Below are 16,681 nucleotides of genomic sequence, written 5' to 3'. Positions count from 1 at the left end.
ATGGCCGAGCCGGAGCACCGCGCGCCCACCGATCGGGCCGCCGCCCGATCCGTCCCTGCAGATCGCGTGGACTGGCCCGACGACTTTCTGCCCGCCCCGTTCGCCGCGGGCGCGCGACCAGCCCTCCTGGACGTCCTGGCGCCGCTGGTCTCCACCCCTGAGCCGGGCGCTGATGTGGTGGTCCTGCTCGACGGAGTGGGCTCCCGGCTGCTCTCCGCGCACCGCGCCCTCACACCGACCCTGCGGCGGCTGGACGGACAGATCTCGCGCATCCGCACGGTGTCCCCGGCGACCACCGCCACGGCGATGGTCTCGCTGCACACCGGCCTGCCCCCGCTCGTGCACGGGGTGCTGGGATATCTCACCCATGACCCGGTCTCCGGGCAGCCCCTGAACCAGATCTCCGGCGACCGATCCGTCGATCCACGCCGGTGGATGCCCGAGCCCACGCTGGTCGAGCAGGGAACTCGGCGCGCGGTCCAGGTCGCGCCGTCCAAGCATGCAGGGTCCCATCTCAGCGGCGTCGCGTACCGCGGCTGGGAGTTCCTGGGCCATGGCCGGGGCGACCGGGTCGAGGCGGTGCGCACCGCGCTCCATCGCGCCGGCCCGGACGGTCTGGTCCATCTGCACGTCGACGACGTCGATCACGCCGGGCACCACCACGGTGTGGACAGCGACCAGTGGCGCACGGCACTCGCCGAGGTCGACGCGCTCCTCGGATCGCTGCTGCGCCGGTTGCCGCGCGGGACGCGGCTCCATGTCACGGCGGATCACGGCATGGTCGACACCTCGCCGAGCACGACGGTGGATCTCGCCGACCATCCGACGCTGCAGCGACTGGCCGTGTCGGTGGCGGGGGAGTCCCGTGCGCTCGCGCTGCGGGCCGTCGACGGCGATGGTGCCGCCGAGGAGCTCGCGAGCGGGCTCCGTGATCTGCTGGGAGGGCGCGCCCTGGTCCTGGACCGGGCCCAGGTGCTCGCCTCGGGTCTGCTCGCCCCGGTGGGGACCGAGGTGTCGGCGAGGGTCGACGGGCGCCTGCCCGACGTGCTCGTGCTCGCCCGGGACCGGTGGAGCGTGGACGACTTCTCACGGCGTCCGGCGTCCGCCCGCGCGATGATCGGTGTGCACGGATCGCTCACGAAGGCCGAGAGCTTCGTCCCGCTCCTGCGCACGACGGTCTGAGAACGTCTCCGGCCGGCGCGGGCATCCGCACCGGCCGGAGATGTGATGATCAGGTCCGGTCGTGAGGCCGGATCAGTCGTGCTTCGACCCGAAGACGATCTCGTCCCAGCTGGGCATCGAGGCCCGCTTGCTCTTGGCCTTGGAGCCCTTGGCGGGCTTGGCGGGCTTGGGGTCGTCGGTCGGTTCGGCAGGATCCGCCGGTGAGGGCGCGGAGGTCGCGCTGAAGCCAGGCAGGGGCGTCAGATCCACGGTGTCCTGGAAGTGCCGCTCATCGAGGACCGTGCCGCCGGCTCCGGAGCCGATCCGCGCGTTCGAGGTGCGAGCGCCCGCCGCGTCGGCGTCGGTGCGGTCGATGTCGTCGGCGTCGTCCTGGTCCTCGAAGCCGTCTGCGTCCTCGAGGCCATCTGCTGCGGCGTCCGAGGTCCGGTCCGTGACGTCGGCGTCGGCCACGTCGGCCGAGAGGTCCGGCTCGCTCGTGGCGTGCTCCAGGAACGCATCCCGGTCGGAATCCGCGACCTCCACGAACGTCGCATCCGTGGCCCCGGCGGGCTCAGTCCGGTCAGGCTCAGGCTCGTCAGCCTCATTCCCGACGGGCTCAGTCCCGGCGAACTCCGCGGAGTCGTCCGCTGCGTCCGTCCCTCCGGTCCTGGCACTGTCGTCGGCCTCGCCGGGTGCGGCGTCGTCGGTCCGGGCACCGTCCAGGACGTCCTCATCGAGGCTGGTCCACACCGAGGTGGAGTCGTCCACGGGCTGGGGGACCGAGCGCAGGCCACGCCGAGCATTGAGCGCGTCGAGCTCGCTGTCGTCGAGGGCGGGCGGCGTGTCGTCCGTCGACGAACGCTGGGCGGCCCGAGGGGCTCGCCCACGACGGGGTCCGGAGGCCTTCTCGTCGAAGGAGCCGTCGGCCTCGAGATCGTAGACGGAGCTCTTCACGGCCTGCAGGCGGGCGCGGCCGCGCGTCGGCTCGGGCGGGGCGTCCTCGTCGCTGATCCAGCGTGCCTCGTCATCGACCGGGGCGACCGAGCGGTTGTCGAGCTCGGCGACCCAGTGCGCCTGACGGGTGCGCCCCGCGGCGGAGAAGGTCAGCTCGAGCGTCCAGGTGCCGTCGGCTCGGCGCCAGGCGTCCCAGGCGGTCTCCTCGGTCGCCTCGCGGGCGGCGAGCCGCTCGGCGACGACGTCGTCGAGGCTCGGGCCGCCGCGGCCGACGGGGAAGGTGCGGGCGCGCTGAGCGGTCCACTCCCGCTCGGCGAGCACAGGGCCCTCATAGCGGCGGACATGGTCCACCGGGATGTCGGCGGCCTCCGAGATGTCCTCGGCACTGCGTCCGGAGCGGAGCATCGTCTGGATCTCGCGAGGGCGCAGCGGTGCCGTGTCCGCGGCCTGGATCATGCCCAGGGCAGGGCGGTCGGTGCGCACCGCGGCGCGCAGCGCCTTGTCGATCCGCAGCGTGTACCGCTCGCCATCGGAGTCGACCAGGATCACATGCTCCCCATCGTCATGGATCCCGTCGAGTTCGATCTCTCGCATCGTCGTCCTCTCGGTCGCAGCCTGGTCGGTGGCGTGCAGAAGTCTAGGCAGCGACCATATCGCTTAGCAGTGCTCCCCGGCGGTGTCCGGGCCCGGAAGCGGCGCGTGTTGCCCTCCGGCCGCCCGTGGAATGTGACGTCGGTTGCCGAGCACAGACCTCTCTGCAATAATGCCGCCGCATTCAGCGTTTCGATCCGGACCGGCCCAGAGGGGGCAAGGGCGATCGCGATGCTCTGGATGACCGCATGCCTTCCCAGGTCGGACGACCACCGCGAACCACGAGAACGGACCGTAGATGGCCACAGATTACGATGCACCGCGCAAGAACGACGATGAGTCGAACGACGATTCGATCGAGGAGCTGAAAGGTCGCCGCAACGAGTCGGCGGCCCCCGCGGTCGACGAGGACGAGGCGGAGGCGGCGGACTCGTACGAGCTCCCCGGTGCCGACCTCTCCGGGGAGGAGCTCTCGGTGCGGGTCCTTCCCCGCCAGGCCGACGAGTTCACCTGCGCGAGCTGCTTCCTCGTGAAGCACCGCAGCCAGATCGACCATGTCGAGGGGACCCTCATCATCTGCAAGGAGTGCGCGGCCGCCTGAGCGACCGGAGCCTCCGTGCACGACGGCGCCGCGCCCTTGGGGTGCGGCGCCGTTCGTCATCCCGGGTGCTGTGTCCGGAGGTGTTCCGGATCACCGCGGAGCGGGGGTCAGGGCGGGGCGGGGGTCAGGCCTGCTGCTGAGCGGTGCGCAGCGCGAGGACGAGATCCTGCGGGCGCCGCGAGGAGACGACCCAGGCAGTGGTCGGGTCCTCCTCGTCGAGGACCTCGACACGGATCCCGGCATGGACCCAGCCGCGCACGCAGTGGTACGCGAGGGGCTCAAAGTCCTGACCGATCAGCAGTTTCCACTCCTCGCCCTCGAGAACGGCCGGCTCTCCGAGCTGGCCGACGTCGATCTGGGCTCTGCCCACGAAGAACGTCCCGTCACGGACCGCCACGACGGGCGAGTACTGGACGGCGAGCACGATCGCGATCGCAATGCTCACGATCGCGACGATGAGCGCGAGCGTGCTGTTCAGCGGCACGATGACCAGGCCGACGATCGAGCCGAGCGCGACCACCACGATCCAGGCGCCGGGGCTGGGCAGCAGCCTCTCGCGGTAAGACGGCGCGGTGGGGGACGCAGGGCGCGGGGACGAGGAGGCGGCGTCGTTCGCCGGCGTCCCGGGGACGGGATCGGGTGCTGCGGTCATGCTCCGATGTTCTCACGCGCGTCCTGGGAGCTCTCGGGCTGGACGGCATACCCTGTGCGCATGCCTGAAGAGTCTGACACCACGAACGCGGCCACCCGTGCCGCTGCCACCGACGCGCCACCGCTGCGGATCACGCTCGCTGCGGGGACGGCGATGCCGCGTCGAGCCCACGCCGACGATGCGGGCCTGGACCTGACCAGCGCCGTCGATCTCGAGATCCCCGCCGGGGGGCGCGCCCTCGTCGACACGGGGACGTCCGTCGCCCTGCCGGGCGGGACCGTCGGCCTCGTCTGCCCACGGTCCGGCCTGGCCGCCAAGCACGGGATCACCGTGCTGAACGGCCCCGGGGTGGTGGACGCCGGGTACCGCGGGCCGATCAAGGTCTCCCTGCACAACACCGATCCGGCGGAGAGCTTCACGCTCCGTGCCGGTGACCGGATCGCCCAGCTGGTGGTGGTCCCCGTGCTGACCCCCGTGCTGCAGCAGGTCGACGACCTCGACGCCACCGACCGGTCCACCTCGGGCTTCGGGTCCAGCGGCGGATTCGGGCAGGCACCGACAGCGACCGCCACCGATGAGAACCAGGAGGGTTGAGCCATGGGACTGTTCTCCCGCAAGAAGCGCCAGGAGGCCGCGACCGCCGACGATGTCGACACCGTTGACGGAGTTGGCACCGTTGACGGAGCTGACACTGTTGACGATGGTGACGGCCTCGAGACGAGCGCAGCAGCCGAGGGGACCGCGGCCGACGAGACCGCGGCCGCCGAGGCACCCACCGCCGAGGCACCTACCGCCGAGGACGAGGTGGAGGGCGTGAGGACCGGAGCCGGGGCCGAGACCGCGTCGGCCTCCGGCGACCAGGACGCGAGCGCGTCGGACGCCGACGCGACCGCCGACGAGAAGGCCGCCGACGAGCCCGTCGAGCGGGGCGCTCACCTCGCCGACGGCCCGTACGACGAGAGCGACGCGCCCGAGGAGGACCGCATCGATCTCGGCGGGCTCCAGGTGCCGACGATCGACGGCATGGAGCTGCGGATGGAGGTCGACCAGCGCACCAGCGCCGTCACCGGCGCGAACCTCGTGATCGGCGGCTCCTCGGTCCAGGTGCAGGCCTTCGCCGCCCCGAAGTCCCGTGGCCTGTGGGATGACGTCCGGACCTCGCTCCGGGACTCCGTCGTCAAGCAGGGCGGCACGGCCGAGACCCGTCCCGGAGCGTTCGGGACGGAGCTGATCACCCGGCTGCCGGTGAAGCGTGCCGACGGGCGCACGGGATATCGCCCCGCCCGCTTCATCGGGATCGACGGCCGTCGCTGGTTCCTCCGGGCCATCCTCACCGGCAAGGCCCTGAGCGACACGGAGCAGGCCCGTGCCATCGAGACCGTCATCTCCCGGCTGGTGGTGGTGCGCGGTGGCGAGGCGATGGCCCCGCAGGAGCTGATCCCGCTCAACCTTCCCGGTCAGCGCCCCGGTCTCAACCAGATCGGTGCCAGCCCGCTGGACCCTCTGGCCCGCGGCCCCGAGATCACCCAGATCGGATGAACGGGATCCCCGAGGGTCCCGAGAGCCCCGACGTCCCCGCGCCTGCCGGGTCCGAGCAGCCGCGCCCCGGTGCGACGGGCCGGCACAGCGTCGGCTCGGAGACGGACCCATCGGCGACTCCGCGCACGGGGCTCGGCGGGGTCCTGCAGCAGGAGGAGTTCTCCGTCGCGGGAGCGATCGGCGGACCTCGCGGCATCGCCGAGTCGGTGCTGCCCACGCTGCTCTTCATCGTCGTGTTCGTCGCGAGCCGGTCGGTGGTCGCGGCCTCCGTGACCGCCGTGGCCGTGGTCGCGGTGCTCCTGATCGTCCGCCTCGTGCAGCGTCAGAGCCCGGCGACCGTGCTCGGAGGGCTGATCGGGGTCGCCCTCGGCGCGGTGATGGCGATCCGCTCCGGCGACGGCACCGATTTCTATGCGCCCGGCATCGCGATCAACGCAGTCTCCCTGCTCGTGCTCCTCGTCTCCGTGCTGGCACGCAGGCCGCTGATCGGGCTGCTGGTCGGGGTCCTGGACCCCCGGGTCGAGGACTGGGCGAAGGATCCGGACGCCCGCCGCGTCTACACCAGGGCCACGCTGCTGTTCGCGGGGCTGTACGCGGCGAAGCTGGCCGTGCAGGTCCCGCTCCTGCTGACCGGGCACGTCGCCGCACTCGGAGTGGCGAAGCTCGCGATGGGCCTGCCGGCCTTCGCAGTGATCGCCTACCTGGTGTGGCTCATGCATCGCGCTCTGCTGGGACGTCGCGAGCAGCTCTGACCGCGCTCCGGAGCGCCGGTGTTCCCGGATCGGTCCGCCTGGTGGGACACTGGACCCGACGAGACTCCGCCCGGCACAGGTCGCGGCCGGAGAACATCACGAGACCGGGCAGCGGTGGTCCGCGAGGGCGTGACCGCCCCGTGGACGGAGAGGGAGCGGACGATGAGCATGGAGGCCGAGCCGATGTCGAGCACCCCCACTGCAGGCGGACGGCTCCTCACCCTGACCATCGGGCCACCTGCCGCGGGCGGCACCTTCGTGGCGCGTCACGAAGGTCGCGTGGTGTTCGTGCGCGGGACGGCCCCGGGGGAGACCGTCACGGCCCGCCTCCTGGACGACCCCGAGAAGCAGGCCGACGCCCGCTTCTGGCGCGCCGAGGCCATCGACGTGCTCGAGGCCGGCGTGGACCGCGTCCCGACCATCTGGGAGGAATCCTCGGTGGACGGCGTCGGCGGCGCCGAATGGGCGCACATCGCGCTGCCCGCCCAGCGTCGCATCGCCAGCGAGGTCATGCAGGAGCTGCTGCGGCGCGCCGGTGTGACCAGCTATCCGATCGAGCAGGTACAGGTCGAGCCCGCGCCCCACGACCTCGACGGCCTCGGATCACGCACGCGGGTGCGCTTCGCCGTGGACGACGAGGGCCGGGTGGGGATGCGCGGATGGCGCTCCCACGACGTCCGCGATGCCGGGGAGAACCCTCTGGCGTCCCCCGAGATCCGGGACCTGCGGCTGGGGGAGTGGACGGCCCCCGAGGGGACCGAGGCCGTCGACGCCGTCGCACCGTCCGCCGGGCCCGCCTCCGTGGTGCTGATCGGTCGTGATCTGGATCCGGCCTCCGTCGTCATCCCCGAGTCCTGGGGGGACGCGGACGTCTCCGTGCGCACCGGTCGCGGCCTGGTCCCCCTGCGCGGTGACGGCCTGGTGCACGAGCGCGTCGGCGAGCGCCTGTTCAGCGTCAGCGCCACCGGGTTCTGGCAGGGGCACCGTCGCGCCGCCGAGCTGCTCAGCGAGGTCGTCGAGCGCACGTTGAAGGCGCCGCACGGCGGCAGCGCCTGGGACCTCTACGGCGGGGTCGGCCTCTTCGCGGCCACCGCGGCCCAGCAGGTCGGGCACGAGGGCACCGTGATCACCGTCGAGGGCAACCGGCGAGCCTCGCAGCTCGCCGCCGAGAACCTCGAGGACCTGCCGCAGGTCTCCACCGCCACGGCCGACGTCGTCGACTGGGTGCGCGCCCGGCGCGGCGGCGTCGACGTCGTCGTGCTCGATCCGCCGCGCAGCGGCGCCGGCGCGGAGCTCATCGGACTGCTCGCCAAGAGCGTGCGCCAGCGCATCGTCTACGTGTCCTGCGAGCCCTCGACCCTCGCGCGCGACCTGGCCCTCGCGGAGAAGGCCGGCTGGAAGATCGTGGACCTGCGGGCCTTCGATCTGTTCCCGCATACGCACCACGTCGAGTCCGTGACGGTGCTCGAGCGCGCCTGAGGGACGACCGATCGTGGTGGGCGGGTCGTCCGGGAGAGACCTCGCGCCGTGGTAGACTTATCTTGACTTCAAGATACCTCCCGGGCGACCCCGGGAAGACGTCCCCCGGAGACCTCTGATCACCCCGCACCCCGCCCGTCCTCGCGACGGTCGCCGCGTCGGGCTGTCCGCAGCGGCGGACGAGCCTACGATGGAGGGGTCGCCCCAACCCAAGGAGTTCACCCCATGAGCACCGCCAACTCATTCTCTGCGAAGCAGGATCTCACTGTCGGTGGGACCGACTACGAGATCTTCGCGCTCGACGCCGTCGAGGGCGCCGACAAGCTTCCGTACAGCCTCAAGATCCTGCTCGAGAACCTGCTGCGCACCGAGGACGGTGCCAACATCACCGCCGACCACGTGCGGGCGCTGGCGAGCTGGGATCCTGCCGCGGATCCGTCGACCGAGATCCAGTTCACCCCGGGCCGCGTGATCATGCAGGACTTCACCGGTGTCCCCTGCGTGGTCGACCTCGCCACCATGCGCGAGGCCATGCGCGATCTGGGCGGCGACCCCGAGAAGATCAACCCCCTCGCCCCCGCCGAGATGGTCATCGATCACTCCGTCATGATCGACGTCGCCGGGCGGCTCGACGCGCTCGAGAAGAACATGGAGCTCGAGTACGAGCGCAACCGTGAGCGCTACCAGTTCCTGCGCTGGGGCCAGACCGCCTTCGACGACTTCAAGGTGGTCCCCCCGGGCACCGGCATCGTCCACCAGGTCAACATCGAGTACCTGGCGCGCACCGTCATGACCCGTGAGGTCTCCGTGAACGGTGAGGCGCCGGTCCTGCGCGCCTACCCCGACTCCTGCGTCGGCACCGACTCCCACACCACGATGGTCAACGGCCTGGGCGTGCTCGGCTGGGGCGTCGGCGGCATCGAGGCCGAGGCCGCGATGCTCGGACAGCCCGTCTCCATGCTCATCCCGCGCGTGGTCGGCTTCAAGCTGACCGGCGAGATCCCGCCGGCCGCGACCGCCACCGACGTGGTGCTGACGATCACCGAGATGCTCCGCGACCACGGAGTCGTCGGCAAGTTCGTCGAGTTCTACGGCGAGGGCGTCACCCAGGTCCCGCTGGCCAACCGCGCCACCATCGGCAACATGAGCCCCGAGTTCGGCTCCACCTGCGCGATCTTCCCGATCGACGACGTGACCGTCGACTACATGCGCCTGACCGGCCGCTCGGAGGAGCAGCTCGCCCTGGTCGAGGACTACGCCAAGCGCCAGGGCCTGTGGCACGACCCCTCCACGGAGGCCGTGTACTCGGAGTACCTCGAGCTGGATCTGTCCACCGTGGTGCCCTCGATCGCCGGCCCGAAGCGTCCCCAGGACCGCATCGTGCTCGCCGAGGCCAAGGAGTCCTTCCGCGAGGTCCTGCCGTCCTACGCCACCGGGCACCCGACGGTCGCGAACGGCGACGGGTCCTTCCCCGCGTCCGATCCGGCCACCCCCGACTCGGACAACGAGTCCGGAGGCAAGGCTCCGACGCACCAGCATGTCACCGGTCGGGCCTCCAACCCGGTCCAGGTCGCCGGCACGGACTACTCGATCGACCACGGCATCGTCTCGATCGCCTCGATCACGTCCTGCACCAACACCTCGAACCCGTCGGTGATGATGGCGGCCGGCCTGCTGGCCCGCAATGCCGCCGATCGTGGCCTCACCTCGAAGCCGTGGGTCAAGACCTCCATGGCACCCGGGTCCCAGGTCGTGACGAACTACTACACCAAGGCCGGCCTGTGGCCCGCCCTGGAGGAGCTCGGATTCCACCTGGTCGGCTACGGCTGCACCACCTGCATCGGCAACTCCGGTCCCCTCGACCCGGAGGTCTCCGACGCGATCGCCGAGAAGGATCTGGCCGTCACCGCGGTGCTCTCGGGCAACCGCAACTTCGAGGGCCGCATCAACCCCGACGTGAAGATGAACTACCTGGCCTCCCCGCCGCTGGTCATCGCCTACGCCCTCGCCGGCACCATGGACTTCGACTTCGAGAACGATTCCCTGGGCACCGACAAGGATGGCAACGAGGTCTACCTCCGCGACCTGTGGCCCAGCCCGACCGAGGTCGAGAAGGTCATCGCCGAGTCCATCTCCCAGGAGATGTTCACCGAGGACTACCAGGACGTCTTCACCGGTGACGAGCGCTGGAGGGGGCTCGATACCCCCGAGGGCGCCACCTTCGCCTGGGACGGCGAGTCCACCTACGTGCGCAAGCCCCCGTACTTCGAGGGCATGGGCCTGACCCCGGAGCCCGTCCAGGACGTCGAGGGCGCGCGCGTGCTGGTCAAGGTCGGCGACTCGACCACGACCGACCACATCTCGCCCGCCGGCGCGATCAAGCTGGACTCCCCGGCCGGTCGCTACCTGCAGGAGAACGGCGTGGCCCGCAAGGACTTCAACTCCTACGGTTCGCGGCGCGGCAACCACGAGATCATGATCCGTGGCACCTTCGCGAACATCCGCATCAAGAACGAGCTGCTCGACGGCGTCGAGGGCGGGTACACCAAGAACCTGCTGACCGGCGAGCAGGAGTTCATCTACGACGCGGCCCAGGCCTATGCGGCCCAGGACATCCCGCTGGTCGTCCTGGCCGGCAAGGAGTACGGCACCGGATCCTCCCGCGACTGGGCGGCCAAGGGCACCAAGCTCCTCGGCGTCCAGGTCGTCATCGCCGAGAGCTACGAGCGCATCCACCGCTCGAACCTCATCGGCATGGGCGTGCTGCCCCTGCAGTACCCGGCCGGCGAGTCCGCCGCGTCGCTCGGCCTGAACGGCACCGAGACCTTCGCCGTGACGGGCGTGACCGCCCTGAACGAGGGCACCACCCCGAAGACGGTCACGGTCGTCGCCTCGAAGGAGGACGGCACCACGGTGGAGTTCGACGCGGTCCTGCGCATCGACACCCCCGGTGAGGCGGAGTACTTCCGCAACGGCGGCATCCTGCAGTACGTGCTGCGCCAGCTCGTCAGCAAGTGAGGACGCCCCGGTAGAGACCGGCTCTGGCGCCGGCACGATCACGTGCCGTGACGTCGCAGCAGTCGAGCAGATCGCCCCACTCAGCGTTGCTGGGTGGGGCGATCTGGCGTTCACGGGGATGGCCGGCGGGCGGGCGCTGAGAGGCAGATGCAGCCGGTCGGCTGATCGGCTGATGGCAGCGAGAACCCTCGGCGACGAGCCACCGGACGCTACGATGGCGCGCGATGACAGGGAACAGCGAGAGCACGGGCACTGCTGACGAGGCACCGGGAGACTCAGCCGCACCGACCACTTCCCGGCGGCCGTGGGCGCCGTGGGCAGCCGGCGCGGCAGGTGCGCTCATGGTGGCCGGCCTGGTCCTCGGTGCCGCTCGACCGGAATGGGTCGCGAGGGCATGGGACTCCACCGGTATCGACTGCGGGCGCGGGCTGTCCCAGGGGGACGCGCAGAGCGTCGACTCTCTGAGCTCGAGCTGGGGTGAGGCCACGCACGAGCCAGACGAGGAGCTCGATCTGGACGACCATCGCGCCCACGTCGAGGAATTGGCTCGGCAGCTCGGCTACGAACCGGTGAGGGAGATCCCCGGCAGCGCACGGCTCTCCTCCGAGGAGGGCGAGAGCGTCGAGGTCGGCGCGGACGCTCAGGGCGGGCTGATCCGGATGGATGTTCGCGGGGAAGGGGGGCTGCACCGGATCGCCGCGATCGATCCCTCCACCGGAGCTCCCGCGTGGAACTGGAATCTGGACACAGGCCGAGACGCGGCGGTGTACGAGCACGGTGACCACCTGATCCTCGCCAACCGGATCGTGCGCGGCGGCTTTTTCGAGGGGGACCGGTGGACGGACCTGCTCAGTCTCGACGCGGGAACCGGTGCGAGACAGGGGTGTCAGCGGTTCGAAGGATTCCCCGGCTATGGCGCGGGCAGCACCGACGCCGGCTTGGTGGTCGGCACCGAGAGCTGGAATCCGATGGGCGACGACGAGGACCAGGAGGTCGGTGAGCGCGCCATCCAGCAGGTCACCGTTCCTGAGCTGTCCCAGGGCTTCAGCCGTTCCCTGCCGGCGCTGGACCACGAGACCGGCGACGGCCTGGACCGGTTTCGCCCCCAGCCCCTCGTGACCCTGCAGGGAGGGTTCTTCCTCACCTACACGACCTCCTTCGTCGGCGGTTCCGGCAGCGCCTTCTCCCTGGGGCAGTCGGGCACCGACTTCCCGTCCGGCCAGGTGCCGGTCGAGGCGTTCAGCATGGACACCGGCGAACCGCTGTGGTCGTACGGCGATCCCGGGGACCGGATCGCGTTCGTCTCCGGCGTGAGCGGGATGCCCGGGGACGCCTCAGGGGTGCTGGTGGCCGAGCTCGGAGAGTTCGAGCCGTCCTCGGATGATCCGGAGCACGGATCGTCCGCCGTGACCCTGAGGATGCTCGATGCTCAGGGCAAGCAGCTCTGGGAAGCCCCGGCCGCCGACACCGGAGGTGACTTCGCCGGCAGCAGCGTCGACCGATACCTGCGGGTTCTCGGTGATGTCGTTCTCGTGCACACCGCACCGCAGGTGGTCACGGCCCTCGACGCGGCCACCGGGGAGGAGCTGTGGACGATCGACGAGACAGCTGACGAGACTCAGCCGCTCTGGCTGAACTCGGCCGTCGCCGTCGACGGGAAGCTGTTCCTCCCGGGCACCGATCGGGAGTACATGGTCGATGCCCGCACCGGGGAGCGCTCCGGCGAGCTGGCTACAGCGATGGCCGACGCCCACGTCGAGGACATCAGCGCCGTCGGCGAGGACTCGCTGCTCGTGACGACGAGGGAGTACGGGTCAGTGATCCTGCAGCGGCGCTGAGAGGGCGACGACAGCCAGGGGAGGACCCGCCCAGTGGTGTGCGTCCGTCCTCTGGCGGGTGTCCGTCGGCCGACGAGTGCCACGGGAGGCCACGGAATGCACGATTGCGCGAGGTCTGTGCACCGTGATGCACACCGTCGACCCGGCCCGTGAATCCCCGGTGAAGATGTGCACAGATGTGACCATGCCTCCCGTCTGTACAGGTCAGGACGACGTACGCTGGTCGAGTCCCGTCCCCAGGCCGATGGAGGATCGCCCGTGTCGACGACCCGAGAGCATCCCGTGCAGGAAGCCGTTGCCCTCCCCTCCGCACTCCCTTCCGCGGAGACGGCCGGCCCTCGCGCCGTGGAGATCCCGGCGAGCCCCGCGGACCTGCGCGCCCTGCCGGCCACGGCCCTTCCGGGCCTCGCCCGCACCCTGCGGCGACGGCTGGTGGAGATCACCTCGCACAGCGGGGGTCATCTGGGACCGAACCTCGGCGTCGTCGAACTGACCATCGCCCTGCACCGCGAGATCCATTCTCCGCACGAGGCCATCGTCTTCGACACCGGCCACCAGGCCTACGTCCACAAGATGCTCACCGGGCGCGCCGAACTCCCCGGGCTCCGCACCGCCGGGGGAGTGTCCGGCTATCCAGACCGCGGGGAATCTGCGCACGACGTGGTCGAGAACTCCCATGCCTCGGGCTCCATCGCCTGGGCCCACGGCATCGACCGGGCGCACCGCCTCGCCGGCGAGGAGGGCGTCTCCGTCGCCGTGATCGGTGACGGCGCCCTGACCGGCGGCGTCGGTCTCGAAGCGCTCAACGTGCTCGCCTCCGACACCGGTTCCCGCACCATCGTGGTGCTCAACGACAACACCCGCTCTTATGCCCCGACCGTCGGCGGCCTCGCCCACCATCTGGAGGCGCTGCGCGAGGGCGTCGTCACCGCGGGCGCCGATGTGTTCACCTCTCTCGGCCTGACCTACCTCGGCCCGGTCGACGGCCATGACCACGTGGCCCTGGCGCAGGCCCTCGAGCTCGCCCGCGAGGCCGCTGAGGACCCCTCCCTGGCCGGAGTCGTGCTGCACGTGGTGACGCGCAAGGGAGCGGGCTTCGCCCGCGCCGAGGACGATGCGACCGACCATTGGCACGCGACCGGTCCGTTCGAGCTGGAACCGGCCCGTGAGCCGGATGTCGTGCTGCCCGGTGATGCTCCCGTGCGCGCGGAGACTGCGGAGACGTGGACCGCCCGCGTCGGCGCTGCGATCCTCGACGCGGCTCGCGCCGATGACCGGGTGGTCGCCCTCAGCGCGGCGATGGTCGACCCGGTGGGACTGACTCCGCTGCAGCGCGAGATGCCCTCGCGCGTGATCGACGTCGGCATCGCGGAGCAGCTCGCGCTGGACACGGCCTCCGGCCTCTCCCGGGGCGGGGCGAAGCCCATCGTCGGCCTGTATGCGACCTTCCTGAACCGCGCCTTCGATCAGCTGCTGCTGGATGTCGCCCTCCATGGGGAGGACGTCACGATCACCCTGGATCGCGCTGGCGTGACCGGTGACGACGGACCCAGCCATCACGGCATCTGGGATCTCTCCGTGGCGGCGCAGATCCCTGGGCTGCAGGTGTGGGCCCCCCGCGACGCCGCCCGTCTGGATGCGGCGGTCGCCTCAGCCGTGGCCGTCGAGGGCCCCTCGCTGGTGCGCTATCCCAAGGGCGCCTGCCCGCCCGAGGTCCCGGCCCTCGTCGCCGTTCCCGCCGGGGACGTCCTCGCCGGGGACGTCGAAGCTCCGATCGACGTCCTGGTCCTCAGCATCGGTGCTCTGGCCGATCGGGCCGTGGAGGCCGCCCGCGCTGACGACGGCTCACGCAACATCGTGGTGCTGGATCCTATGCGCGCGCTGCCGATCGCGCCGCCGCTGCTGGACCTCGCCGCCCGGGCGCGGGCGGTCGTGACGCTCGAGGACGGCGTCGGGTCGCGAGGCATCGGGACGGCGATCGCCCAGGCCCTCGGGGAACGAGCCACGGTGAGCGCTCCGACGCCCCCGGTGCGGACCCTCGGCGTGGCCCAGGTGTTCATCCCGCAGGCCAAGCGCGGCGCGATCCTGGCCGATCAGGGGCTGGACGCGGCCGGGATCTCCCGGGCCATCGACGCGATCCTGCAGTAGGGCCTCAGACCTGGGAGCTCCGCGGCGAGGGATCGTCGGACCGTGCGGTGAGGATGATCGGGTCGCCGTCGGTCACCTGCAGCGTGTGCTCGGCATGCGCACCGCGCGAGCCGTCGACGGCCAGCTGCGTCCAGCCGTCGGTCTCATCCACGACCAGATCGGCGGTGGTGGGGATCAGGAAGGGCTCGACCGTGATGAGCTGACCGGCCACGAGCTCGGCGCCGCCGCCGGGGGTGCCGTGGTTCGGGACGAACGGTGCCTCGTGCATGGTCCGGCCCACGCCGTGCCCGCCGAAGCGGTCGTTGATCAGGTACCCCAGGGAATGCGCCTGGTTCATCACCGCGTGCCCGATGTCGCCCACCGTGGCCCCGGCCCGCACCTGGTCGATCCCGGCCCACATCACCTGCTCGGTGTCGCGGATCAGCTGCTGGTCCTCGGGGCGCGGCGTGCCCACGGTGATCGAGAGGCAGGAATCGGCGACCCATCCCTCGACCTCGACCGCGAAGTCGAGGGAGAGCAGGTCGCCGTCGGCGAGCACACGATCATGAGGACGGCCGTGCAGCACGCCCTCGTTGACCGAGGTGCAGATGACGTAGCCGAACGGGGAGGCCCCGAACACCGGGTGGTAGTCGATGTAGCAGCTCGTCGCCCCGGCCTCGCGGATCAGGCGATGGGCCTCGGCGTCGACCTCCAGGAGGTTCCAGCCGACGTCGACCACCTCCCGCAGGTGCGAGAGCACCGAGGCGACGAACTCGCCGGCAGGCCGGGCCTGGTCGAGAGTGGGCAGGTCGGGGTTCGCGGCGCGGCGGCGTCGTCCCAGGATCATCGTGCGCTCCTCCCGGGAGCAGTGGTCGTGTCGGATCCGACGGTGGCCTCGGCGGGCACCGATCCATGGAGGTCAGGGCTGGGGGAGTCCCAGGTGTACAGGGAGACGGCCACCCAGGCGATGCCGGCGGCGAACAGGCCGGCACCGAGCATGTGGAGGCCGACGAGCAGCTCGGGCAGGCCCGTGAAGTACTGCGTGTAGCCGATCAGGGCCTGGATCGCGGTGATGCTGACGAGCCCCCAGGCGGCCCGTCGGGCGGGGCGCTGGGCACCGATCAGGTGCAGGGCGATGAGCAGACCGACGAGGAGGCCGCCGAACAGCATCACGGCGTCGGCGTGCAGCCACGAGATCGTGCGGGGATCGAAGGGGAGCCGCTCGGGATGGACGTCGTCGCCCGAGTGCGGCCCGGTGCCGGTGACCAGGGTGCCGAGCACGAGGATCGCGAAGCCGATGACGCCCAGCGCCCAGCTCATCCAGTGCATCGCGGTCGGCACGACGGAGCGCCTGCGCGGGGCGTCGCCGTCGTACAGCCGGTACAGGAGCAGCGTGGACAGGGCCACCAGGATGGGCGAGATGAGGAAGTGCGGGCTGACGACACCCGGGTGGAGGTCCGCCTTGACGACCACCATGCCGACGATCGCCTGCAGCGCCGTACCGGCCAGCGGGGTGAGGGCGAGCCACCGCATGCCGCGACCCTTGTGCCGCAGCCACAGCAGGGCGATCAGCAGCAGCGCCGCGGCGAAGATGCCGAGCACCCCGGTGAGCGTGCGGTTGCCGAACTCGATGAAGGGATGGATCCCTGATTCCATCGTGAGCTCGGGGGTGAACTGGCCGGGCTCGCAGTTCGGCCAGGTCGAGCAGCCCAGCCCGCTGCTGGTCAGCCGCACCACGCCGCCGGAGACGATGATCCCGATCTGGCAGATGAGGTTCCCCCAGAACACGACTGCCGCGATCCGCGCGCGGGCGGTGGCTGAGAGCCCGAGGGTGCGTTCTCCGGACAGCGACATCCGCCCGACGCGCTCTATCCGGGGGGAGGGGGCCGTCTGCTCGTCGGCGACGGACGGAGAATCGTTCATGGCTCCGAGTGTAGGAACTTCGCCTGGGGTTCCGGTGATCGCGGCG

At 71.1% G+C, this 16,681-nt stretch carries 13 protein-coding genes; 9 read left to right on the top strand and 4 right to left on the bottom strand.

Features of this window, described 5'->3' with window-relative positions:
- Positions 1–1,182, top strand: coding sequence for an alkaline phosphatase family protein (locus INT49_RS08560; protein WP_193117306.1), 1,182 nt, complete (start codon positions 1–3; stop codon positions 1,180–1,182).
- A 72-nt stretch (positions 1,183–1,254) separates the two neighbouring features.
- On the opposite strand, the gene sepH is transcribed toward INT49_RS08560, so the two are convergent.
- A complete protein-coding gene (gene sepH, locus INT49_RS08555; RefSeq protein ID WP_193117305.1) occupies positions 1,255–2,709 on the bottom strand; it encodes a septation protein SepH in 1,455 nt (484 codons plus the stop codon).
- A 295-nt stretch (positions 2,710–3,004) separates the two neighbouring features.
- On the opposite strand from sepH, the gene INT49_RS08550 reads away from it, so the two are divergent.
- Positions 3,005–3,307, top strand: coding sequence for a DUF4193 domain-containing protein (locus INT49_RS08550; RefSeq protein ID WP_193117304.1), 303 nt, complete (start codon positions 3,005–3,007; stop codon positions 3,305–3,307).
- Positions 3,308–3,431: 124 nt separating this feature from the next.
- Here INT49_RS08550 and INT49_RS08545 read toward each other — a convergent pair whose 3' ends face one another.
- Positions 3,432–3,959 (bottom strand): DUF3093 domain-containing protein, encoded by a 528-nt coding sequence (locus tag INT49_RS08545; protein WP_193117303.1) that lies wholly within the window; start codon positions 3,957–3,959, stop codon positions 3,432–3,434.
- A gap of 60 nt (positions 3,960–4,019) precedes the next feature.
- Here INT49_RS08545 and dut point away from each other — a divergent pair, with 60 nt between their 5' ends.
- The 7 genes from dut to INT49_RS08510 all read left to right on the top strand — a co-directional run bounded on the left by dut (position 4,020) and on the right by INT49_RS08510 (position 14,733).
- Positions 4,020–4,553 carry a dUTP diphosphatase gene (gene dut, locus INT49_RS08540; protein WP_193117302.1) on the top strand — a complete coding sequence of 178 codons (534 nt, stop codon included), beginning with the start codon at positions 4,020–4,022 and terminating at the stop codon, positions 4,551–4,553.
- Positions 4,554–4,556: 3 nt separating this feature from the next.
- Complete coding sequence (locus INT49_RS08535; protein WP_226849971.1) at positions 4,557–5,498, top strand: DUF3710 domain-containing protein; 942 nt, start codon at positions 4,557–4,559, stop codon at positions 5,496–5,498.
- The gene (locus tag INT49_RS08530) at positions 5,495–6,250 is read left to right on the top strand and encodes a DUF3159 domain-containing protein (RefSeq protein WP_193117301.1); all 756 of its coding nucleotides are present in this window, start codon (positions 5,495–5,497) and stop codon (positions 6,248–6,250) included. The genes INT49_RS08535 and INT49_RS08530 overlap by 4 nt, the downstream gene beginning before the upstream one ends.
- A 162-nt stretch (positions 6,251–6,412) precedes the next feature.
- Complete coding sequence (locus INT49_RS08525) at positions 6,413–7,729, top strand: class I SAM-dependent RNA methyltransferase (protein WP_193117300.1); 1,317 nt, start codon at positions 6,413–6,415, stop codon at positions 7,727–7,729.
- A 225-nt stretch (positions 7,730–7,954) separates the two neighbouring features.
- Positions 7,955–10,747 carry an aconitate hydratase AcnA gene (acnA, locus tag INT49_RS08520; RefSeq protein ID WP_193117299.1) on the top strand — a complete coding sequence of 931 codons (2,793 nt, stop codon included), beginning with the start codon at positions 7,955–7,957 and terminating at the stop codon, positions 10,745–10,747.
- Positions 10,748–10,971: 224 nt separating this feature from the next.
- On the top strand, positions 10,972–12,585 hold the full coding sequence (locus tag INT49_RS08515) for an outer membrane protein assembly factor BamB family protein (protein ID WP_193117298.1): 1,614 nt from the start codon (positions 10,972–10,974) through the stop codon (positions 12,583–12,585).
- Positions 12,586–12,843: 258 nt separating this feature from the next.
- Positions 12,844–14,733, top strand: coding sequence for a 1-deoxy-D-xylulose-5-phosphate synthase (locus tag INT49_RS08510; RefSeq protein ID WP_319021558.1), 1,890 nt, complete (start codon positions 12,844–12,846; stop codon positions 14,731–14,733).
- A gap of 4 nt (positions 14,734–14,737) precedes the next feature.
- On the opposite strand, the gene map is transcribed toward INT49_RS08510, so the two are convergent.
- Both map and INT49_RS08500 read right to left on the bottom strand, forming a co-directional pair.
- Positions 14,738–15,559 carry a type I methionyl aminopeptidase gene (gene map / locus INT49_RS08505; protein ID WP_193117297.1) on the bottom strand — a complete coding sequence of 274 codons (822 nt, stop codon included), beginning with the start codon at positions 15,557–15,559 and terminating at the stop codon, positions 14,738–14,740.
- Complete coding sequence (locus INT49_RS08500) at positions 15,556–16,635, bottom strand: COX15/CtaA family protein (protein WP_193117296.1); 1,080 nt, start codon at positions 16,633–16,635, stop codon at positions 15,556–15,558. Before INT49_RS08500 ends, map begins: the two co-directional genes overlap by 4 nt.
- Positions 16,636–16,681 lie beyond the last annotated feature (46 nt).

The organism is Brachybacterium tyrofermentans, assembly GCF_014897585.1.
Classification (GTDB): Bacteria; Actinomycetota; Actinomycetes; order Actinomycetales; family Dermabacteraceae; genus Brachybacterium; species Brachybacterium tyrofermentans.
Note: the sequence above shows the minus strand (reverse complement) of the source record. Positions and strands in the feature narration are given on the sequence as shown.